Here is a 20261-nt window from a genome sequence, read left to right on the forward strand (position 1 = left end):
TTTTTCTTTTGTTTTCGAATAAGAAAATAGGAGGAGAATATGAACAAATACCTTAAATGGATACAGCAATACCGTTTATTAGTAGTAGGAGTAGTCGTCGCGTCCCTTTTTGTGGGAATGATTCTGAGCTGGCAAGAAAAACCAGAAGCTGCGGTAGCTGATTTTCCGGAAACCAAGTTGGTATCTAGCATGAGCGAGGAAGAGGCCCCTGCTATTGAGACGAAAGCCCAGTCCACATCTGAGAAAGCCATACTGGTCGATGTGAAAGGAGCTGTCCAAAAACCGGGGCTCTATGAGCTAAAGGCAGATGAGCGGGTTTACCATGCCATTCAAGCAGCAGGTGGTTTTACGGAAAAGGCAGAGCAGAAGTCGGTTAATCTCGCACAAAAATTAACAGATGAAGCGGTTGTTTATGTGGCTCATCAAGGGGAGGAAATCAATGTTGTAACTCCTCAATCTGCTGCGGGGCAGATGGCAGGTTCTGATACTGTTAGTCAAAAGGTCAATCTCAATACGGCGACAGTAGCAGACTTGACTACGATTTCGGGAATTGGAGAAAAACGCGCCAATGACATTATCGCCTACCGCGATAGCAATGGTGGCTTTAAAACAGTCGATGATCTCAACAATGTCTCAGGCATCGGAGACAAAACCATGGAAAACCTCCGCCCTTATGTGACGGTGGAGTAGGAGGAAACTTTCTTTTTGAAGGAAGTTTCTTTTTATTTATGTATTTATATTATAATAAGTTAATTACTTTTTTGAATCAGTGCTGATATATTTTAATTATTAGTGTTGACTATTGTCCACAATAATGGACACAGAAATGTTAGCGCATACAAAAAAAGTTGCTATACTTATTTTAAAAGGAGGAACGGCATAATGGAATTTAGTACAAAAGAGCTTCTATTATTGTCAATACTCAGTACTTCTCAATCTCCATTAACTGCAATTGATTTGTCTACACAAATTGGTGTATCTACCAAGACAGTGTATAGAATGATTAAACGAATCAATAGTATTGCAAACATGGAACTTGTAATCTCTCACAGTGGGAAAGGAATTCTTCTTGATTATGAGTCTTATATTGGGTTGAGTTTTCATAAAAATAAATATTCTGATGTAGAGAAAAGAAGAATGGAAATTTTATTAAGATTACTATACTTTTCTCCTAAATCGGTAGAAATCAATTATTTGTTTGAAAATTATTATCTAAGTGATTCTGTTATTTTAAATGATATAGCAAGCATTAATAAAATAGTAGAAAAAAATAAAATAAAACTTGTTAAGAGTTTTGGAAGATTATCAATTGTTGGTAAAGAGACAGATATTAGAAATTTAATAGATGAGGTAAATCAGGAACTAGGAATTTATAGTGAAATCCTTTCTGATGATAAAAATAATCAAAATTCTTTAGATATTGATTTTGTTACTAATTTGTTCAAAAAGTTAGAATTTAAAATTGGAGCAAATTTAAATCATCCTTATAGTCTAAATATTTTCTCTCATCTCTATATATTAATTCAACGAGGCCGTCATGGGTTTATAAATCAAAATATTTTACAGCAAGATTTCATATCAGATGAAAGAGAATTAATTGAAAAAAATTCAGAATTATATAGAATTGCTGAGGAAACAATTAATGCTATTCGTTCATATTTAAATGTTCCAATTTCGACTTTTGAAAATTTTTATTTATTTTTCCATTTGTTATCTTCAAGGTTTGAACAGAAAGAATTTTTAGAAATTGATGATAACGATGAAATTAAAATGATTGCAAAAGAAATTTTAGATAGAGTAGGTTTTAAAATGTCTTTAAAATTAGACAGCCAAGCAAATATTGCTGATTTTGAAACTCATCTTGGAGCTATGCTATATAGGTTAAAAAACAGATTTTCTGTAAAAAATGAATTATTAGATGATATAAAAAAAGATTATGAAAATATATTTAATACAGTGAGTTCTGAAGTGAAAGAAGTTTTAGCTACATATAGCTACAATAAAATTTCAGATGATGAAATTGGATTTATAACGCTTTACTTTGTTAAGTATAAAGAGGAGGCTGAATCAGTAAAGCGTGTTTTAATTATGTGTTCTTCAGGTGTTGGTACTTCAGAATTATTGAAGACGAGGGTGATGAAAACGATACCTAACATTGAAATTGTTGATGTCATATCAGTTCATCTATACAGAAAAAGGAAGACTCAGTACAAGGATATTGATTTAATTTTAACAACTGTTAATTACAATGATTTTGGAGAAATTCCATCAATATTAGTTAGTGTTTTATTTAACGAACAAGATGCTACAAAAGTCAGAACAATATTAGGAGGAAAATAGAATGTCTAAATCACATATGGAAGAAGAATTCAATTTTTTTGCGATTGTTAATGAAGATTTAATTAATCTTGAATTGAATGCGACAACAAAAGATGGTGTCATTGAAGAATTATCGCAAATGTTGTTTCAATCTGGGTATCTCTCTGATAAAAAAGAGTTTATAGAGGATGTTTATCTGAGAGAAAAAGAAGGAGTTACAGGTATTGGACAAGGTATTGCGATACCTCATGGAAAATCTGATAGTGTCATAAAAACCGCAATTGCTATAGGAAGAACTAAGACTGCTATTGAATGGGAAACACTAGACGAGGAACCTGTAAACTTTATCATCTTATTTGCTGTACGAAATGTAGAAGCGAATACAAAACACATAAAACTTTTACAACAAGTTGCTATTAAACTAGCAGATGATGATTTTATTGATGCTATTCAAACTGTAGACAGTAATAGTAAATTGTTGGAATTACTTTCAAAATAAAAATTATAATCATAAAAGGAGGTCAACATGAAAATTGTTGGAGTTGCAGCTTGTACGTCTGGTATTGCACATACGTACATAGCAAAAGAGAAACTGATTCGAGCAGCCGAATCTTTAGGACATACGATTCATTTAGAGACCCAAGGAACAATTGGGACTGAAAATGAATTGACTGCAGAACAAATAGCAGAAGCTGATGTTGTTATACTTGCAATTGATATAGCGATAACCGGTATTGATCGATTTAAAGATAAAAAAACGGTTAAAGTTGGTACATCAGTAGTTACAAAAGCTCCAAAGCAATTACTTCAAAAAATTGAAGAAGAATTAAATAAATCATAAGGAGAAAACAAATGAAAAAAGTATTAAACGAAATAAAGCAACATTTGTTGACGGCTATTTCCTATATGCTACCTTTGGTAGTAGCATCAGGATTACTGATTGCAATTGGAAATTTGATGGGAGGAAGCTACGTTACAGAATTTTCAGAAATGTCTCTTGCTAGTTCATTGACAACTTTAGGTGTATTCGGAATGGGATTATTACCTTCTTTTATAGCAGGTTATATAGCATATTCCATTGCTGATAGACCAGGTATTGCACCCGGATTTTTGATGGGTCAAATTGCTAGTTTCTTAGGAGCAGGTTTTCTTGGAGGAGTAATTGGTGGTTTCATAGGTGGATATATTGCAAAACTTATTAGAAAGAATTTAAAAGTTCCTTCTTGGGCAGAAGCTCTGATGCCGATGATGATTATTCCTACTTTAACTGCCATCCTTGGTGGCTTCCTAATGTTCTTTGTTTTAGGAACTCCGTTGGTAGCTATGACAACAGGCCTGACCAACTTTATAACAGGTTTAGATCAGTCGCAAAAAGCACTTTATGGTTTTATTATTGGATTTATTGGCTGTATTGACTATGGTGGTGCTATTTCAAAAGTACCTAACTTAATTGCTGACGGTTTGTTACTTGAAGGAATTTTGGAGCCTGAGGGGATTAAAGTATTGGCTGCAATGGTTCCTCCAATTGGTGTAACATTTGCACTGCTCCTTTCCAAAATTGTCAAAAAACGTATTTTCACAAATCAAGAAGTTGAAAATATTAAGGTCGCTTTTCCAATGGGACTATGTATGATTAGTGAAGGAGTTATTCCTATTGCGATGAATGATTTGTTACGGACCGTAACAGCTACTTCAATTGGTTGTGGTATTACTGGAATGATTTCTTATTATTTTGGTAATGGTTCTCCAGTTCCTTCAGGAGGAGTATTTGTAATACCTGCAATGACTAAACCTTTTGTAGCCATTATTGCCCTATTAACAGGATCAATTGTTACAGCGATTATTTTAGTATTCTTGAAAAAAGAGATTACTGAAGAAGAAGCTAGTGGTATTGTGGAAGATGTAGAAGAAGAAGTTGATTTGTCAAATATCAGTTTTAGTTAATTTGATGCAAGAAAAGAGGTAAGTATATGTTATTAAATATGACTCAATTATTGGAAGTTGCAAAAGAAAATAAGTTTGCTGTGGGTGCTTTTAATATTGCAGATAGTAATTTTTTAAGAACAGTAGTTGAGGCTGCGGAAGAAAATGATTCACCAGCCATCATTGCTGTTCACCCTACGGAGTTAGATTACTCAAAGGATGATTTTTTTCAATATGTTCTCACCAGAATAAAAAACAGTCCAGTTCCGTTTGTCTTACATTTGGATCATGGGGATTCGTTAAAAAGTGTTATGCGAGCAATTCATGCCGGATTTAGTTCGGTTATGATTGATGGATCTTTACTGCCTTTTGAGGAAAATATTGCTTTAACCAAAAAGATTGTTGATGTTTGTAAAGAAATTGGTGTTTCTGTAGAAGCTGAATTAGGAACAATTGGGAATACAGGGACTAGTGTCGAGGGTGGTGTTAGTAAAGTAATTTATACTAACCCAGAAGATGCAGAGGTTTTTGTATCTAAAACGGGAATTGATACTCTAGCTGTTGCAATTGGAACGGCTCATGGTATTTATCCTAAAGATGTGAAGCCAGAATTAAAAATGGATGTACTACAAGCAATTAAGGATCGAGTAGATATTCCGTTGGTTCTTCATGGAGGGTCGGCTAATCCTGACGAAGAAATTGCAGAGGCAGTGAAAATTGGAATTCAAAAAGTCAATATTTCCTCAGACTATAAGTATGCATACTATAAAAAATGCCGTGAAATTCTATCTACGACAGAATTGTGGGATGCTAATGTGATTAATCCTGAATGTATTGAGGCTGGTAAAGAAGTTATCAAACATAAAATGGAATTATTCCAATCAGTTGGTAAAGCGGCACTTTATAGAGAGCAGGCTATTAAACCATGGAGAAATGAATTTAATTAATCATGACCACCCGTCTAACGGGTGGTTTGAACAGGGGCTATAAGCCCACATCACCAGCCAGCGCCTAAAGACGCTGGCTTTCACTTTGTTCAAGCCTAACTGCTTTTGACTCGTCACTTGCCTCTTAAAGAGGCATTGGTATTACTTGCCATCATCCCTAAAGGGATCTTCGTATTCTTTTATGCTCAATTTATCTAGGGCGATGTCATGTTTTTCTTGTTCTTGGATATATTTTTTGATAGTGGCTTCGTTCAGTCCAACTGTACTCACATAATAGCCCTCTGCCCCAAAATGGCGATTCCCAAACTTGTATTTGAGATTGGCGTGTTTGTCAAACATCATCAGGGCACTCTTACCTTTTAAGTAGCCCATGAAACTTGAAACACTAATTCGTGGTGGGATACTAACTAACATGTGAATGTGGTCTGGTATTAAATGTCCTTCTATTATTTCACCTAGTCTACTTCGATATTGATTATAGATTACTTTTCGTCTATACTTAGGGGTAAACACAATGTGGTATTTACACATCCACTTTGTGTGAGATAAACTATGTGCCTTTTGTGCCATATTTTGCTCCTTTCGCTTTACATTAGGATTGAATACCTTTATTGTATCGCGTTTGGAGTTTTTTGGTATAACCAGCGATGCGCACCCGCATAGCGGGTGGTTTATTTGTTTCGCACCTGCGGAGCGAAACGGACTGAAAGTCACATAATAAAAAGAGACCAGTATTCTAACGACTAGAATACTGATTTCTTTATAGTTAGACTTCCTTTTCCGAATAAATAGAAAAGGAGTTCTCAATGAAAAAATGGCTTAATAAAACCCCGATTCCTCCGATTCAGTTAGCGGTAGTGATGCTATCTATTTATTTTTTGATTTACCGTTTCTCTATTTTGGGGTTGTTGTTCCTTGGCTTTTTACTGTGGCGTATGTTTGGTCAGTATGGACGAGATGTCTTTCGCAAAAACATGCTCGTTCTCCTTCTAGGAACAGTGGTATTTGTAGGCCATCGTACTTTGGAATACTGGCGGGAACATCAGCAACCATCAAATCTAACAAGGTTGCAGGTAGTTCCAGATACGATTTCAGTCAATGGCGATAGCCTTAGCTTTCAAGCGAAAGAGGCAGGTTTCCGTTACCAGGTTTTTTACAAACTCCAATCCCAAGAAGAACAGGCCTATTTTCAGAATATGGTAGATCTGGTTGTTCTGGAAGTAGAGGCAGAAGTGACTATCCCAGAGGGACAGCGCAATTTCAACGGTTTTGATTACCGTCAGTATTTGCGGACAAAAGGCATTTACCGTACGGTCAATATTAAAAGAATCACATCTGTCAAAAAGGCAATTTCATGGAATCCACTGGATTGGTTGGCAAGCATGCGTCGAAAAGCCCTGGTTCACGTTAGAACACAATTTCCAGCACCCATGCGGCATTATATGACAGGGCTCTTGTTTGGTGATTTGGACAAGGAATTTGAAGAAATGGAGGATGTCTATTCTAGTCTGGGGATTATCCATCTTTTTGCCTTATCCGGCATGCAGGTTGGATTTTTTATTGATAAATTCCGCTACCTTCTGTTGCGATTAGGGTTAAAACGTGAGACTGTCGATTGGTTGCAACTTCCGTTTTCCTTGGTCTACGCTGGTCTGACAGGTTGGTCTGTTTCTGTTGTGCGTTCCTTAGTGCAAAAACTAGTTGGGAACAAGCAGATAAAGGGTTTGAACAATCTCGCCGTAACCCTAGGCATATGCTACTTGATCTCTCCAGCTTTCCTTTTATCATCTGGTGGTGTCTTGAGTTTCTCTTATGCCTTTCTGTTGACCGTTTTTGATTTTGAACACCTATCATCTATCTGGAAAACAGTTGTGGAAAGTGTAGCTATTTCACTGGGAATTTTGCCGATTCTCATTTACTATTTCTCCGGTTTTCAGCCCTTGTCCATTCTTCTGACCTTTCTCTTTTCCTTTGTCTTTGATGTGCTTCTCTTGCCCTTATTAAGCCTTGTTTTTCTTTTGTCGCCAGTGCTGATTATAGACCAGTTTAACAGCCTCTTTCAAGGATTAGAGAGGATTATTTCTTGGGTGGCATCTATCAGTAGTCAACCGCTCGTTTTTGGCAAACCAAGTCTTGTCCTTCTTGTCTTACTGTTGATTTTTCTAGCGATCCTATACGATTTTTGGTCTCGCAAGCCAATCGTTCTTCTGTTCTCCATCATGGTCCTTGCTCTGCTTTTTTTCGTCAAACACCCTCTAGAAAATGAAGTGACAGTGGTTGACATTGGTCAAGGGGATAGCCTCTTTTTACGGGATATGAGTGGGAAAACCATGCTGATTGATGTAGGGGGCAGGGTGAATTTTTCTTCTGGGGAAAGCTGGCGCGAAAAACGGACAGATGCCAATGCGGAGCGGACGCTCATTCCTTATCTAAAGAGTCGAGGCGTCGGGAAAATTGACCAACTGGTTTTGACCCATACCGATACCGACCACATTGGGGATATGGAAGTGGTAGCCAAACACGTTGTGATTGGCGAGGTTTTGGTGAGTCCGGGTAGTTTGACCGTCCCTGAATTTGTGGAACGCCTGAAGGCTATGAAGGTCAAGGTTCGTGTTCTGAAGGCAGGAGATAGCCTTTCGATGATGGGTAGTCAACTCCATGTTCTCTATCCTTGGGAAACAGGAGACGGGGGCAACAATGATTCCCTGGTCTTGTACGGAAGGTTGTTGGACAAGAACTTTCTATTGACAGGGGACTTGGAAGATGGAGAGTTAGAGTTGATCGAACGCTATCCCAGCTTGCCAGTAGATGTCCTAAAAGCTGGCCACCACGGCAGCAAGGGCTCCTCTTATCCAGAATTTTTAGACCATATCCAACCACAAATTAGCCTGATTTCGGCAGGAAAAAACAACCGCTACAAACACCCCCACCAAGAAACGCTGGACCGTTTCAAGGAACGGGACATTGCAGTCTACCGAACAGACCAACAAGGAGCCATTCGCTTTAGAGGGCTGAACAAATGGACAGTGGAGACGGTGAGGTGAAATCTCTCTTTGTGAAAAAGGCACAATGTGCTATAATAGAAGAAAAGCAAAGGAGTTTGTTATGGAACGTACCTTTTTCATCATCAAACCTGACGGCGTAAAAAGAGGCTTGGTCGGTGCTGTTCTAAAGCGGATTGAGCAAAGAGGTTTTGAGTTGGAACGGTTGGAGTTGCTTCAGGCCACTCCAGAGCAGTTACAGGCACATTATGCGGAATTACGGACCAAACCCTTTTTCCCTGAGTTGGAAGACTACATGACAAGTGGGCCGATTGTTGCGGGTGTGATTCGGGGCAACCGTGTCATTTCTTCTTGGCGGTCCATGATGGGCGTTACCAATCCAAAAGATGCCTTGCCAGGTACGATTCGAGGAGATTTTGCCCAAGCACCAGGAGAAACCGGTGGCATTCAAAATGTTGTACATGGATCAGATTCCAAGGAATCCGCTGAACGCGAGATTGGGATTTGGTTTCCAAACTAAAAAACCGACGCAAGTCGGTTTTTAGATTGTTTTACGATACAGGTAGCCACATACTGAAAGTAGGACAATTCCCAGTCCAATAACCGCAAAGCTGGCAACATGAATGGCAAAAGGCAGGGCAGTCATCAAGAGAACAGCCAGTGGCATAAAGATGCCCGCTACGGTAAAAATGGAGCTAAAGACACGACCCAAGAGGTGGTTGGGCACCTTTTTTTGAACCATGGAAAAGAAGTGGACATTGAAAATGGTTAAAAAGCATTCAAAAACAAGATTGCCAGCGACGATAATTTTGGCTGGTAAACCAAGCAGAGCCAGCGGGGTTATACTAGCCAGTCCTAGACCACTCAGGGCCAGTGCAATCAAAATGCTGTTATGGGAATGAGCAAAGAGGCGTTTGGCCAAAAGAGCTCCTAAAATTGATCCAAGGGCTCCCATGGATAAAAGACTAGCATAGCTTGACTTGTCTGCAAAGAGCTGATTGCTAAAAGGAATGAGGTAGTTAAAAGCAGCGATAAAGAAGTTGACCAAGGCTGCAATCGCCAAGAGAAAGAAAACCTCTTTTTCGTGAAAGACAAAGAGCATGCCTTCCTTGATATCTGCCAAGATGGCCTGGATAGAGGCTTTTTCTTTTTTCTGTTCTAGATGTATTTCCTTGTCCTTGATGGAAAAAAGCAGCGCAAATGAGAGGAAAAAGGTCAAACTATCTAGAATAAGGGTCGGACGAATGCCGAAGCGGTCTACAAAAAGAAAGGCCAGAAGCGGAGAAGAGACACTGATGACTTTACTGATTACCTCCAAATGGGCATTAAAATCCACCAATCGATCCTCATCAACCAAGGTCACAACATAAGATTTGAAAGATGTCCCTGAGAAAGCATGGGACATGGCTAGCACCGCATTGACAGCAATGAGGCCGTAGAGCATGGTTGTATCTGTACCAATAAGTGCCAAAAGGGCGCACATGATTCCACCTATAAAGTCCGTTGCCAGTAGAATTTTTCGCCGTTTAAAGCGGTCGGCAACAGCTCCTCCAAACGGATTGAGAAAAAAAGAAATGAGCTGTTCGGCTAGTTGGTAATAGCCGATGTATTGAGGAGCCAACCCTCCCAATCCTGCAATCCAACTGCTGTTGCCATAATCGTACATGACATTGCCGATTTTGTTGATAGCCCGGCTAGCCAATAATTTCCATTCGTTTTTTTGCATTGAAAAACCTCCACATGTTTTAGAGCCTTATTATAGACTAGATCAGTGGAGGTTGCAGATTTTTTGCAGATATGGCCTTATTTTACGAAACGGGCAAAATCAGTCTTGTAATTGTCGACCATATGTGGGCAGTCCAGCCAATCAAAAATTTGAATGGCATGGGTCATGTCTTCGATGCCAGGCAAGGTTTGACCAGAACGGTAGGCTTGCAGGCCTTTCAAAAAGAGGAAAATGGTCTTTTCATAGAGCTTGGTTTCATTGGTTAAAAGCGCAGCAGATTGTTCCTGGTAAAAATCAGCAATATCCAAGACATTACGGTGAATACAGGTTTCCCAGATATTCATAATGGTGGCGACGACCATGTGGCGATGGGTGGCAATTTCGCGGTAATAGTCTCTTCGTTTGAGGATTTCTTGTCCCATGCGGTGCAGCAGCGGAATGTCGATAAAGAGGTAGAGGTTTCCAATCAAAGCTAGCTCGTAGATGTTCCAATTTTCAGTGGCAAAAAGGTAGTCTGTGATGGTATCAAGGCTTTCTTTTGGAAATGGGATGGTTGGGTCACACTTGCAAATAAAGCCTTGCAAAAGAATGCTGTTGAGCTTGTAACGTTCCTTATTAGGGTAGTGTTTAAAGCGTTCCAGTTGTTCAGTTTGCAAGCGTTGAAAGCCAGCGACGTCTCGTTTGTACTCCAAGTCAATCAATTCACTCATAAAGCGAATTTGCTCGGTGTGCTGAAAGCCAGATGCAGCATCCATAAATTCTTTGACTTCTACGTGAATGTTGTTGAGTGCAATGAGAAATTTGGAAATAGAGAGTTCGGATTCTCCTCGCTCAAATCGCGACAACTGGGAAATGGATAAGTCTGCCGTTGCAACTTGTTTGAGTGAAATATGGCGGTTGATCCGCAAGGTCCGAAAGGTTTCTCCTAAAAGTTTCTTGTCCATGGTCTTCCTCCTAAAATGATTATAGCAAGTCTTCAGAAATTGGCAAGAATTTCCCATATCTGCAAATAAATTCTTTTGAAAAAATACCGTTTTGCGTTTTAGAATATGGTATAATATAAGAGATTTTTATGAAAAGGAATTGTATATGAAAAAGTTTTTTATTGTCTGTTTGATGGTACTCCTATCCTTGTTTACACTTGGTAAGCCAGTTCTGGCTGAGGAAGATTTGCTAACCATGGCGCAAAATGCAGGCTATCCAGCCACAGCAGATATGGTGCCAAAAGCTTCTATTGTGATTGACGCAGATACGGGTCAATTGCTCTGGGGACAAGAAATTGATATGAAATGGGATCCAGCCAGTACCACTAAAACCATGGTCATTTATTTGACACTAGAAGCCATCGCTAAGGGACAGATTTCCTTGGATACACAGGTTGTTGCGACTGAGACAGATCAGGCCATTGCTGGTATTTATGCCCTCAGCAACAACAAAATTGTCGCTGGAGAAACTTATACAGTCAGTGAGCTTTTAACCATGACCCTCGTTCCATCATCAAATGTTACGACCTTGATGTTGGCTCATTTGATTCATGATGGGGACGATGCTTCATTCTTACAACTCATGAATGATACAGCAAAAGAACTTGGCATGACCAATACGACTTTCCACAATGCAACGGGAGCAGTGGTCGCAGCGTTTCAGGGCTACTATGCTCCAGCAGGTTACGACCACAATAAGACCAATGAAGTGACAGCGCGTGATATGGCGATTTTGACCTATCATTTGTTGAAAAAACACCCTCAAATTCTTGAGTATACCAATCAACCAGAGGTGACTGTAAAGACAGGAACCTACTTAGAAGAAACCTTTACAACTTATAACTATTCCTTGCCAGGTGCGAAACACGGCATTGAAGGCGTAGATGGTTTAAAAACAGGTTCTAGTCCAACGGCTGGTTTTAACTCGATTGTAACCGCAAAACGCGGCGATACACGTCTCATTAGTGTTGTCTTGGGAGTTGGAGATTGGCAGGTGCAAGGCGGGGAATATTTCCGACATTACTTTGTCAATACCCTTTTGGAAAAGAGTTTTTCAGAATATAGCCGTCAAGTAGTTGCAAAAGCTGGAAAACAAGAAATTGCTGGCCAGACTGTAAGGACTTCAGAAGATTTGTATGCGCTAGTTTCGGGAGAACAAACCCCTGATCTGGTCGTTGAAAACAACCGTTTGAAAGTAAAAGACAGTATTATCACAGAGAGCGGTGTAGCTCTTGAAGAAGAGAAGGGTTTGGGACAGGCTATTTCTACTTCGAACAAAGTGGCAGTAAAAAAAACCAACCAACTGATTTCAAAGATTCCTAAATATGTATATATACTGATTCCGATTGCTTTGATCGTATTGGCGATTGCCTTGCGATTGATTCTTGGAAGTAGTAGACGGGCTCGCAGCATGCAACATCTTGATTCAACATCTCGTAGTCGCCGTCACAGAAGAAGACGGAAATTTTAAAGAAGACGATACTCAACAACCAAGTCTAGAGGTTGTTGGGTATTTTTTGCACTTTTTCCTCTATAAAAGTGATATAATGAGACTATGTTAGCCATTGAAGCAGTAAAAAAATTAAACAAAAACAATCTCGGGCTACTCACCGTTTTGTCTGGCGAAGATACGGGACAGTACCAGCTTGCCAAAGAAGCCTTGTTGAAAACGCTGGGATTCGATGCCAGCGATTTGAGTTTTGCCTACTTTGATTTATCAGAGAGCAGTTTTGCTCAATTTGAACTGGAGTTGGTATCTCTGCCTTTTTTTGCGGACGAAAAAATTGTGATTGCAGATTATGTTTCGGATCTTTCTACGGATAAAAAACGCTATTTTTCTGATGGAGAACTCAAACAGTTTGAGGCATATTTAGAAGCACCGAATGAAACGACACGCCTGATTTTATTAGTGCCAGGAAAGTTAGATAACAAGCGGCGTTTGGTTAAAATGCTCAAACGTGATGCCCTTTGTATTGAAGCCACAGAAGCAAAAGAAGCAGAAATCCGAACCTATTTTCAGCAGGAAATTCGCAAAAAAAATATGGAAATGGGCGAGGATGTGTTAGAGCAATTATTAGTGAAATCGGGTTTTGACATTTCAGAAATGACCAAGAACATCGCTTTTTTGAAAGCCTATAAACCGAAAGGGAGCATCACTTCAGAAGATATAAGGGAGGCAATTCCTAAGACCTTACAGGACAATCTCTTTGATTTATCGACTTATATATTAGGAAAAAAAGTAGATCAGGCCCAGGACTTGGTCAAGGATTTACGATTGCAAGGAGAAGATGATGTCAAGCTCATTGCGATTTTACTAACCCAATTTCGGATGTTCTTGCAGGTGCAACTATTGTCCCAAAAAGGACGCGCAGAAAGTCAAATTGTTACTGAACTTTCGGATTATTTGGGCAGAAAAGTCAATCCTTACCAGGTCAAATTTGCCCTACGCGATTCCAGAGGTTTGTCACTGTCTTTCTTAAAAGAAACAGTTGCCAACCTCATTGAGACAGATTACAAGATCAAGTCTGGACAGATGGAAAAAGAGTATCTGTTTGATATTTGTTTATTGAAAATGATGAATGCCCTCTCCTAGTACAAAAAACTTGAAATCGGTTTTATTTTCATTTAGAATAGAAGTAACTAGACTAAAGGAGGCCCTACACATGGCTATTATTTTACCTGATCTACCTTACGCATACGATGCTTTGGAGCCACACATTGATGCAGAGACAATGACACTCCACCATGATAAGCACCATGCAACTTACGTAGCAAATGCCAATGCTGCACTTGAAAAACACCCTGAAATTGGTGAAGACTTAGAAGCCCTCTTATCAAATGTTGAAGCGATTCCAGCAGATATTCGTCAAGCATTGATTAACAATGGTGGTGGGCACTTGAACCACGCTCTTTTCTGGGAGTTGTTGTCTCCAGAGAAAACAGAAATTTCGTCAGAATTAGCAGCAGATATTGATGCAACATTTGGCTCATTTGATGCCTTCAAAGAAGCATTTACAGCTGCAGCAACTACTCGTTTTGGCTCAGGTTGGGCTTGGCTTGTCGTCAACAAAGATGGCAAATTAGAAGTGACTTCTACTCCAAACCAAGATACACCAATCATGGACGGTTTAAAACCAATCCTTGGCTTGGACGTTTGGGAGCATGCCTACTACCTCAACTACCGCAACGTACGTCCAAACTACATCAAAGCATTCTTTGATGTCATCAACTGGAACAAAGTTGACGAATTGTACAAGGCTGCAAAATAAGAGATAAGCCCCGTTTTGTAAGAAACGGGGCTTTTATTGATGATTAAATGGCTTCAAGTGGTTTTCATTTCCTTTATTTTAGGGTAAAATAAAGAGGTTATGATGTATGAATTATTGCGGAAAAGATCTCGTTTTGTCCTTATTTTGGTTGGCTTGCTAGTCGTACCCTTTCTTATTCTTTTTGGAGCAGTAGTGTGGATGAATCCGAACAACAGTTCTCCACAGGTTTCGCAAGAGAAACAACAAGTTTCAAAGACAACAGACAAAACAGCGCTTAAAAAACATTCTGAAGCCCCGGAGCCAGTAAAGGAGTATCTAAAATCACCTGAAGCAAAGCAGGCAGTTATGGATAGGGATATGGAACGGATGAGTTCGTTAGGACTTTATTATGATTATGCCAATATGGGCTTGGTGGAAGTTGTCCAAGCTTATTTAAGTGAATATGGGATTGATCCATCGCAGGTTGCCTTTACTTATAAAAACCCTGCAACTGGCCATCAGTTTTCTATGAATGATACAGAGCCAATGACAGCAGGGTCTACCTATAAAATGCCTTTAAATATGTTGGTTGTTGATGAGGTTGAAAAAGGAAGATTTTCCTTAACAGAACGATTTGATATTACCAATACTCCGTATGAATATAAATTTGAACATGATGCCTATGTTGGGCAATTTGGTGGCGCAATGAGTATTCCTGAAATGCAAGAATATTCCTTGGTTTACTCTGAAAATACACCTGCCTATGCACTTGCTGATCGCTTTGGTGGGATGGATGCTGCTTTTGCGGAATTGGACCGTTTTGGTCAGTCAAAAGGAGAGGTAAAAACCATTCGCAGAGAGGACAACAAGACAACAACAGATTATTACATCCATGTGTTAGAGCATCTTTATGATCATCAAGATAAGTATGCAGATATTATCTACTATATGGATTTATCGTTTACAGGCCAGTATTACGAAACCTATGTACCGGATATTCGCATTGTTCAAAAACCTGGATACGTAGCAGAGGCCTTAAATGTAGATGCGATGGTGTTTGAAGAAAGTCCCTATCTGATTGCTATCTACACCAGGTACTTGGGAGGGACGACAGAATACAGTCAAGAAATTAGTGGCTATGGCTACATGCAACTGGCGGCATTGACTTATGTTATCAACCAGTGGCATCGTGTTAATGAAAATGGACTAGGATAGAAAAAGGAAGAAAATATTCTTCCTTTTTAGTTTGAAACTGTTTCATCTGCTCGATAATACAGGATGTGATTCATATCAGGTAGTGCTACTTGTATTCTTTCTTTGCTTGTATCTGATTTAAAAAATGGTGGATCTTCATCAAAGATTATCTCGACACCGATAGGAGCATAATATAAAAAAACAGGTGTGTCATATTTTGAATGTCTTTGTCGTGACATTGCAAGCCAACCATTGGAGACTGTCATCAAGTCGGTATTGAATTCTATATCCGGAAATTCTTCAATGCTACCGCTTTTTGTTATGGTAATAGCTTCACCAGCTTCGTTTATCCAGGTACCAGCAATGCTAGAATAGTCACCAGAAAGTAGCTCACTGAATTCTTGTCGTTCTATTAGAACTTCATCAAGAGGTTTACTTAGCTTGTACCATTGCCCAATATCAATTATATTCTCTAAAGGTTCACCAAGTTTTTCAAATTTGTCTTTTGATATGTCTATTTTAGAAAGTTGGTAGCTATCGGTTTCATAATGATAGGTAACAGATTGGGTTGGTTGTAATCTTGTCCCATTTTTCGCAAAGGTGAAAAAATGATATTCGAGTTCACTAAATGAATCCCCTGGTTGCTGGAGTCGCAATTGATGATTATACATCAGTACTAACTTTTTTTGTTCTCCAATCGCTTCAAGACCTAATTTTTTAGTTGTTAACCGTTTTGGTTTATTTTGATGATCCAGTGTAAAAATATCATATAGAACATGATTTAAGTCATCGTAGACGGACTGTTCTTGAGCAATCAGTAACTCTTTTACACCATTTTGATCAATATCATAAAAACTATAAATAAATCGGTTCTTGCTTGTGGTATCGTTAATGGTGACTAATTTTGCAAAAGCATTGTATTTTTCCTCATTAAAGAATGAAGAAGTTTCTTCTGATAGGAGTGATTGATATGCTTCTAAGGGTTCTTGGTAAGCTAATAGATCATCATCGTTAAAATCTAAGATTTTTCTTGTAGAAGTGTTTTCTTTTTTTAGAGATGATTTGTTTTTTGGAGTAGAAACACACCCAAATAAAACAAGACAAGCCAAGCAACAGAGTAGAAAAAAACGAAAATTTGGTTTCATTTGAAAGACCTCCTATGTACTAGTATTTTCATTATCAATAATAAAATAGGAAAAGTCAAGCTAGGATATCAGAGTTTCAAATTTTGAAAGAACTTTCATATAATTAACTTAGCTACTTTCTTTATAAAATAATTTTTCAAAAAATGTTAAAAATTTCACAAAATCTATTGACAAATCTTATTTAGGAATGTATAGTAGTTACATAGAGTAGCTACTACATTTAAAAGGAGTTTATATGCTGGTTCAAAAAATGAAACAGTTCGGCTTTACTGAATCCGAAACAAATATTTATCTTAGCTTAGTGGAAAATGGTTCGATGACTGGCTATGAAGTTAGCAAGAAGTCTGGTGTTCCACGTTCAAAAGTCTATAATGGATTAGAGATTTTGGTCAAAAAGGGAGTCGTCCTTGTCAATAAGAGTGAACCAAAATTATACTCAGCCCTATCACCAGAAGAGTTTGTCAGCATGCTAAAACATTCGACTTTGAGTGATATTCAATATTTAGATGACCATTTGTCAGACATAAAAGAAAAAGAAGAAGATACGCTTTTGTGGCAATTGGAGCAAAAAGAAGCTGTTTTACTCAAAATGCTTTACATAATTGAGCATAGTAAAAAGAGTCTTTATATCCAAATCTGGGAAGACAACCTTACTCCTACTATCGTCAAAGCCCTAGAAGAAGCAGAAGACCGTCTGGAAACTTTTGTCTGTATTTTGTTTAGCAACAGTGGTCAGTATAACTTGCCTTTCAAGCGTTTTTATCCCCATGGATTTGAAGTGGATAAAATAAAAGACATGGGAGGTCGTTGGATCAATTTGGTGTGTGACAATGATATTGTTTTATTTGGGACACTTGATGATGTATGTGACGTCATTTGGAGTCATAACAAGGCCATGCGATTACTAGCAAAAGAGTACATTAAGCATGATGCATATACCTTAAAAATTATTCAAGAACATGGACCAGAATTGATCGCAGACTATGGTAAGGACTTTGAGGGCATTCGTAAAATCTATTAACGGAGATTATGTATGTCATTTAAAGATATTTTGTTACTACTGGTTATTGTAGTGAATGCCTATTTTGCAGTTGTATTTATTAAGGATTTGATTCTTCATAAACATGAAGTCATGTCAGAAGAAGCTAGCACAGCGGCTTTGCCATTTTCAAGTGCTATTATCTTCTTCTTATCGACCGTAGGGATTTCGGACTTTGCAATTAGTACCAGTCTCTATCCAAAATTAAATTGGACAAGTGTTAAAAAATTACCAGGCACATTGAATACCCAGTGTACCATTCCAGTTGCAGTAATGGCTCTTGCCTACATTACAAAGATTGAAGTGAGTGTCACAACTTTAATTGTTTGTATTGTTAGTCAAATGGTTGGTTCTTATTTCGGAGCAAAATTCGCAGTCAAACTGCCAGCAGAAAAATTAAAAGTTTCAATTGGAATTGGGATGATTGTGGCAGCGCTCATTATCTTTGGTGGGAAATTTGGCTTGTTACCAGGTGGTGGAAATGCGACCGAATTGACTGGTATTAAGTTGGTTGTTGCAGCCGTTGCTTTGGCTATCTTTGGTGCGCTAAACAATATTGGGATTGGTTCATATGCCTTGACCATGATTACGGTTTACTTACTGGGATTAAATCCAGCAGTAGCTTTTCCAATCATGATGGGAGCAGCAACATTCTCAGTTCCTGTTGGTAGTGTTCAGTTTGTCAAATCTGGAGAATACAGCCGTAAGATTACCCTCTTTACATCAACATTTGGTGTACTTGGTGTCTTGTGTGCAGTGTTTGTCATCACAAGTCTAAATACGGCTATTTTGCAATGGTTTGTTGCCTTTATTCTCTTATACAGTGCATATGGTATGCTGAAGAAAAATTAAGAATAGACAGAGTGAGGTAAAAAAATGCTGATTTTAACAAAGGAAGATATTCAAGCTTGTTTTTCGATGAAAGATGCGATTGCAGCAGCCAAAAAAGCAGTGCGACTCTACTCATCGGGTGAAGCAACAGTTCCACTTCGGACAAATTTAGATGTGTCTGAATACCGTGGACAGAGTTTGTATATGCCAGCCGTAACAAGTGGCGAGCAAAGTGCCTTAGGTGTTAAGATTGTTTCCGTTTATCCTGAAAACATTGAAAAAGGGTTGCCATCTGTTCCTGCTACGATGGTGGCTTTGGACCCTGAGACGGGGATTGTCTCAGCGATTTTAGACGGGACTTATTTGACGCAACTTCGGACAGCAGCTATTCAAGGTGCAGGAACAGAGGAATTAGCAAATGAAGATGCTAAAATCGGAGGCTTAATTGGGACTGGTGGCCAAGGCTATCAGCAAGCAATTGCTATGATGACAGCCCGCAACTTGGAAGAATTGCGTGTCTTTGATATTGATTTTGACCGCGCAACAGCCTTTGCAAATACCTTATCAGAAGATATGAAAGGGCGTTATACTACTCGGATTCATGCTGTAAAAACAGCTAAAGAGGCGGTGACAGATGCGGATATTATCACGACGGTGACAACTTCCAAAGTACCAACGTTTGATGCTGCAGATGTTAAAGCGGGTGCACATGTTAATGGTATTGGAGCCTATACTCCTGAAATGTTGGAGTTACCAGTTGATTTATTGGTCAAAGCAGATGCAGTTGTCTTTGATACAAATGACGGTGTTCTAGCAGAAGCTGGAGATATTTTAGAACCGATTCGCCAAGGTCTGCTGACAAAAGAAGATTACAATGGTGAGTTAGGGGATTACCTGCTTGGCAAAATCCAAGGACGTAAGAGTAAAGAAGATATTACAGTATTCAAGAGTGTTGGCTCTGCGGTACTGGATATTGTCACGGCTCAACTGATTGTTGAAAAAGCAATTGAAAAAGGAATTGGAACTCGTTTTGAGTTTTAGAAAAAAGCAATGGAAGCAATGGAAACATTGCTTTTTTTCTATGAAAAGATAGTATTGGTTTTGAAAACGTTTTATGGTATACTGATGAGAAGAATAGAAATAGGAGATGCCATGATTAGCAAGGAACAATACTATTTTTTACGGAATCATCCCTCACTGCAATCCCTGTCTATTGAAGATTTTGACCAGTTGGCAAAAGAGGTGCGTTTTCGTAAAATCTCAAAAGATCAGGTCTTCTTTTTTGCTGGGGATAATCGAGATTATCTCTTTATTTTACAAAAAGGCTATGCGCGCATTGAACAATATGACCAGACGGATACGTTTTCCTATTTAGATTATATTCGTGAGGGAGGCGCCTTTCCTTTTGGGGGCATGTTTACAGATCCTTATTACCATTACACAGCCATTGCCATTACAGATTTGGCCTACTTCATGGTACCAATGGCGCTTTATGAGCAACTCTCTCGGAAAAATACCAAACAAATGCTCTTTTTGAATCAAAAATTGAGTCGAATTCTGAGCTTGCAGGAGTTGCGCTTACGAAATGCCCTTATTTCCAGTGCGCGTGAGCGGGTTGTTCAAGTCTTGGCACTCTTGTACTGGGACTTATGTAAGCCTAGCGATTTACAAGAGCTGCCATTTTGTATTCACATCCAGGAAATATCCAAGCTGGCTGCAACCACTCGTGAAACAGCCAGTCAGGTACTCAAAAAGCTGAAAAATGAGAAGCGGATTACCTATGCTCGTAAGAAATTAGTTTATGTCGACATTGCCTATTTTTTAGAAAATTTATCAGAGACACGATGATGTCTCTTTTTTATTTTTTTAGAAAAAAATCAAAATAATAATTATTTATAAAATGG

General features: G+C 38.7%; 20 protein-coding genes. 16 read left to right on the plus strand and 4 right to left on the minus strand.

Translation table 11 applies throughout. From position 1 onward, the window contains the following. The first annotated feature begins 39 nt into the window (after window positions 1–39). The 6 genes from ACVR1I_RS05730 (at window position 40) to ACVR1I_RS05755 (ending at window position 5189) form a co-directional block, all read left to right on the plus strand. Window positions 40–690: a helix-hairpin-helix domain-containing protein gene (locus ACVR1I_RS05730; RefSeq protein WP_447443072.1), complete on the plus strand. Its 651-nt coding sequence runs from the start codon at window positions 40–42 to the stop codon at window positions 688–690. Window positions 691–882: 192 nt separating this feature from the next. Beyond that, entirely contained in the window at window positions 883–2340 is a 1458-nt protein-coding gene (locus tag ACVR1I_RS05735; protein ID WP_447443073.1) for a BglG family transcription antiterminator, read from the plus strand. A gap of 1 nt (window position 2341) precedes the next feature. Beyond that, on the plus strand, window positions 2342–2818 hold the full coding sequence (locus ACVR1I_RS05740; protein WP_447443074.1) for a PTS sugar transporter subunit IIA: 477 nt from the start codon (window positions 2342–2344) through the stop codon (window positions 2816–2818). Window positions 2819–2845: 27 nt separating this feature from the next. Beyond that, window positions 2846–3160, plus strand: coding sequence for a PTS fructose transporter subunit IIB (locus ACVR1I_RS05745; RefSeq protein ID WP_447443075.1), 315 nt, complete (start codon window positions 2846–2848; stop codon window positions 3158–3160). 11 nt (window positions 3161–3171) lie between these two features. Then, entirely contained in the window at window positions 3172–4263 is a 1092-nt protein-coding gene (locus tag ACVR1I_RS05750) for a PTS fructose transporter subunit IIC (protein ID WP_447443076.1), read from the plus strand. A 26-nt stretch (window positions 4264–4289) separates the two neighbouring features. Then, entirely contained in the window at window positions 4290–5189 is a 900-nt protein-coding gene (locus tag ACVR1I_RS05755; protein ID WP_447443077.1) for a ketose-bisphosphate aldolase, read from the plus strand. A gap of 141 nt (window positions 5190–5330) precedes the next feature. On the opposite strand, the gene tnpA is transcribed toward ACVR1I_RS05755, so the two are convergent. Continuing rightward, window positions 5331–5759, minus strand: a complete 429-nt coding sequence (gene tnpA, locus ACVR1I_RS05760; RefSeq protein WP_447443078.1) for an IS200/IS605 family transposase — start codon at window positions 5757–5759, stop codon at window positions 5331–5333. Window positions 5760–5995: 236 nt separating this feature from the next. On the opposite strand from tnpA, the gene ACVR1I_RS05765 reads away from it, so the two are divergent. Next, entirely contained in the window at window positions 5996–8233 is a 2238-nt protein-coding gene (locus ACVR1I_RS05765; RefSeq protein WP_447443079.1) for a DNA internalization-related competence protein ComEC/Rec2, read from the plus strand. Between the two features lie 61 nt (window positions 8234–8294). After that, entirely contained in the window at window positions 8295–8711 is a 417-nt protein-coding gene (gene ndk / locus ACVR1I_RS05770) for a nucleoside-diphosphate kinase (protein WP_447443080.1), read from the plus strand. Window positions 8712–8732: 21 nt separating this feature from the next. On the opposite strand, the gene ACVR1I_RS05775 is transcribed toward ndk, so the two are convergent. Both ACVR1I_RS05775 and ACVR1I_RS05780 read right to left on the minus strand, forming a co-directional pair. After that, window positions 8733–9917: an MFS transporter gene (locus ACVR1I_RS05775; protein ID WP_447443081.1), complete on the minus strand. Its 1185-nt coding sequence runs from the start codon at window positions 9915–9917 to the stop codon at window positions 8733–8735. 77 nt (window positions 9918–9994) lie between these two features. Beyond that, window positions 9995–10861: a helix-turn-helix domain-containing protein gene (locus ACVR1I_RS05780; RefSeq protein WP_447443082.1), complete on the minus strand. Its 867-nt coding sequence runs from the start codon at window positions 10859–10861 to the stop codon at window positions 9995–9997. Between the two features lie 145 nt (window positions 10862–11006). Here ACVR1I_RS05780 and ACVR1I_RS05785 point away from each other — a divergent pair, with 145 nt between their 5' ends. The 4 genes from ACVR1I_RS05785 (at window position 11007) to ACVR1I_RS05800 (ending at window position 15363) form a co-directional block, all read left to right on the plus strand. Further along, on the plus strand, window positions 11007–12371 hold the full coding sequence (locus tag ACVR1I_RS05785; RefSeq protein ID WP_447443083.1) for a DUF1958 domain-containing protein: 1365 nt from the start codon (window positions 11007–11009) through the stop codon (window positions 12369–12371). An 84-nt stretch (window positions 12372–12455) separates the two neighbouring features. Further along, entirely contained in the window at window positions 12456–13493 is a 1038-nt protein-coding gene (gene holA / locus ACVR1I_RS05790) for a DNA polymerase III subunit delta (protein ID WP_447443084.1), read from the plus strand. 70 nt (window positions 13494–13563) lie between these two features. Next, window positions 13564–14169, plus strand: coding sequence for a superoxide dismutase SodA (sodA, locus tag ACVR1I_RS05795; protein ID WP_447443085.1), 606 nt, complete (start codon window positions 13564–13566; stop codon window positions 14167–14169). 99 nt (window positions 14170–14268) lie between these two features. Next, the gene (locus tag ACVR1I_RS05800; RefSeq protein ID WP_447443086.1) at window positions 14269–15363 is read left to right on the plus strand and encodes a serine hydrolase; all 1095 of its coding nucleotides are present in this window, start codon (window positions 14269–14271) and stop codon (window positions 15361–15363) included. Window positions 15364–15389: 26 nt separating this feature from the next. Here the strand turns inward: ACVR1I_RS05800 and ACVR1I_RS05805 are convergent, their stop codons facing one another. Continuing rightward, complete coding sequence (locus tag ACVR1I_RS05805) at window positions 15390–16487, minus strand: DUF6287 domain-containing protein (RefSeq protein WP_447443087.1); 1098 nt, start codon at window positions 16485–16487, stop codon at window positions 15390–15392. A 235-nt stretch (window positions 16488–16722) separates the two neighbouring features. Between ACVR1I_RS05805 and ACVR1I_RS05810 the strand changes: the two genes are divergently transcribed. From ACVR1I_RS05810 to ACVR1I_RS05825, 4 genes are all read left to right on the plus strand, one after another. Continuing rightward, window positions 16723–17508, plus strand: a complete 786-nt coding sequence (locus ACVR1I_RS05810) for a TrmB family transcriptional regulator (protein WP_447443088.1) — start codon at window positions 16723–16725, stop codon at window positions 17506–17508. Window positions 17509–17520: 12 nt separating this feature from the next. Continuing rightward, on the plus strand, window positions 17521–18378 hold the full coding sequence (locus ACVR1I_RS05815) for a sulfite exporter TauE/SafE family protein (RefSeq protein ID WP_447443089.1): 858 nt from the start codon (window positions 17521–17523) through the stop codon (window positions 18376–18378). A gap of 24 nt (window positions 18379–18402) precedes the next feature. Continuing rightward, window positions 18403–19398 carry an ornithine cyclodeaminase family protein gene (locus ACVR1I_RS05820; RefSeq protein ID WP_447443090.1) on the plus strand — a complete coding sequence of 332 codons (996 nt, stop codon included), beginning with the start codon at window positions 18403–18405 and terminating at the stop codon, window positions 19396–19398. A gap of 111 nt (window positions 19399–19509) precedes the next feature. Continuing rightward, a complete protein-coding gene (locus tag ACVR1I_RS05825) occupies window positions 19510–20205 on the plus strand; it encodes a Crp/Fnr family transcriptional regulator (protein ID WP_447443259.1) in 696 nt (231 codons plus the stop codon). Window positions 20206–20261 lie beyond the last annotated feature (56 nt).

The sequence above is a fragment of the Streptococcus cameli genome (genome assembly GCF_053207365.1).

Excerpts from the sequence above, each read along its gene's own strand:
- ACVR1I_RS05730 (WP_447443072.1), top strand. The coding sequence starts at position 40 with ATGAACAAATACCTTAAATGGATACAGCAATACCGTTTATTAGTAGTA.
- ACVR1I_RS05735 (WP_447443073.1), top strand. The coding sequence starts at position 883 with ATGGAATTTAGTACAAAAGAGCTTCTATTATTGTCAATACTCAGTACT.
- ACVR1I_RS05740 (WP_447443074.1), top strand. The coding sequence starts at position 2,342 with ATGTCTAAATCACATATGGAAGAAGAATTCAATTTTTTTGCGATTGTT.
- ACVR1I_RS05745 (WP_447443075.1), top strand. The coding sequence starts at position 2,846 with ATGAAAATTGTTGGAGTTGCAGCTTGTACGTCTGGTATTGCACATACG.
- ACVR1I_RS05750 (WP_447443076.1), top strand. The coding sequence starts at position 3,172 with ATGAAAAAAGTATTAAACGAAATAAAGCAACATTTGTTGACGGCTATT.
- ACVR1I_RS05755 (WP_447443077.1), top strand. The coding sequence starts at position 4,290 with ATGTTATTAAATATGACTCAATTATTGGAAGTTGCAAAAGAAAATAAG.
- tnpA (WP_447443078.1), bottom strand. The coding sequence starts at position 5,759 with ATGGCACAAAAGGCACATAGTTTATCTCACACAAAGTGGATGTGTAAA.
- ACVR1I_RS05765 (WP_447443079.1), top strand. The coding sequence starts at position 5,996 with ATGAAAAAATGGCTTAATAAAACCCCGATTCCTCCGATTCAGTTAGCG.
- ndk (WP_447443080.1), top strand. The coding sequence starts at position 8,295 with ATGGAACGTACCTTTTTCATCATCAAACCTGACGGCGTAAAAAGAGGC.
- ACVR1I_RS05775 (WP_447443081.1), bottom strand. The coding sequence starts at position 9,917 with ATGCAAAAAAACGAATGGAAATTATTGGCTAGCCGGGCTATCAACAAA.
- ACVR1I_RS05780 (WP_447443082.1), bottom strand. The coding sequence starts at position 10,861 with ATGGACAAGAAACTTTTAGGAGAAACCTTTCGGACCTTGCGGATCAAC.
- ACVR1I_RS05785 (WP_447443083.1), top strand. The coding sequence starts at position 11,007 with ATGAAAAAGTTTTTTATTGTCTGTTTGATGGTACTCCTATCCTTGTTT.
- holA (WP_447443084.1), top strand. The coding sequence starts at position 12,456 with ATGTTAGCCATTGAAGCAGTAAAAAAATTAAACAAAAACAATCTCGGG.
- sodA (WP_447443085.1), top strand. The coding sequence starts at position 13,564 with ATGGCTATTATTTTACCTGATCTACCTTACGCATACGATGCTTTGGAG.
- ACVR1I_RS05800 (WP_447443086.1), top strand. The coding sequence starts at position 14,269 with ATGATGTATGAATTATTGCGGAAAAGATCTCGTTTTGTCCTTATTTTG.
- ACVR1I_RS05805 (WP_447443087.1), bottom strand. The coding sequence starts at position 16,487 with ATGAAACCAAATTTTCGTTTTTTTCTACTCTGTTGCTTGGCTTGTCTT.
- ACVR1I_RS05810 (WP_447443088.1), top strand. The coding sequence starts at position 16,723 with ATGCTGGTTCAAAAAATGAAACAGTTCGGCTTTACTGAATCCGAAACA.
- ACVR1I_RS05815 (WP_447443089.1), top strand. The coding sequence starts at position 17,521 with ATGTCATTTAAAGATATTTTGTTACTACTGGTTATTGTAGTGAATGCC.
- ACVR1I_RS05820 (WP_447443090.1), top strand. The coding sequence starts at position 18,403 with ATGCTGATTTTAACAAAGGAAGATATTCAAGCTTGTTTTTCGATGAAA.
- ACVR1I_RS05825 (WP_447443259.1), top strand. The coding sequence starts at position 19,510 with ATGATTAGCAAGGAACAATACTATTTTTTACGGAATCATCCCTCACTG.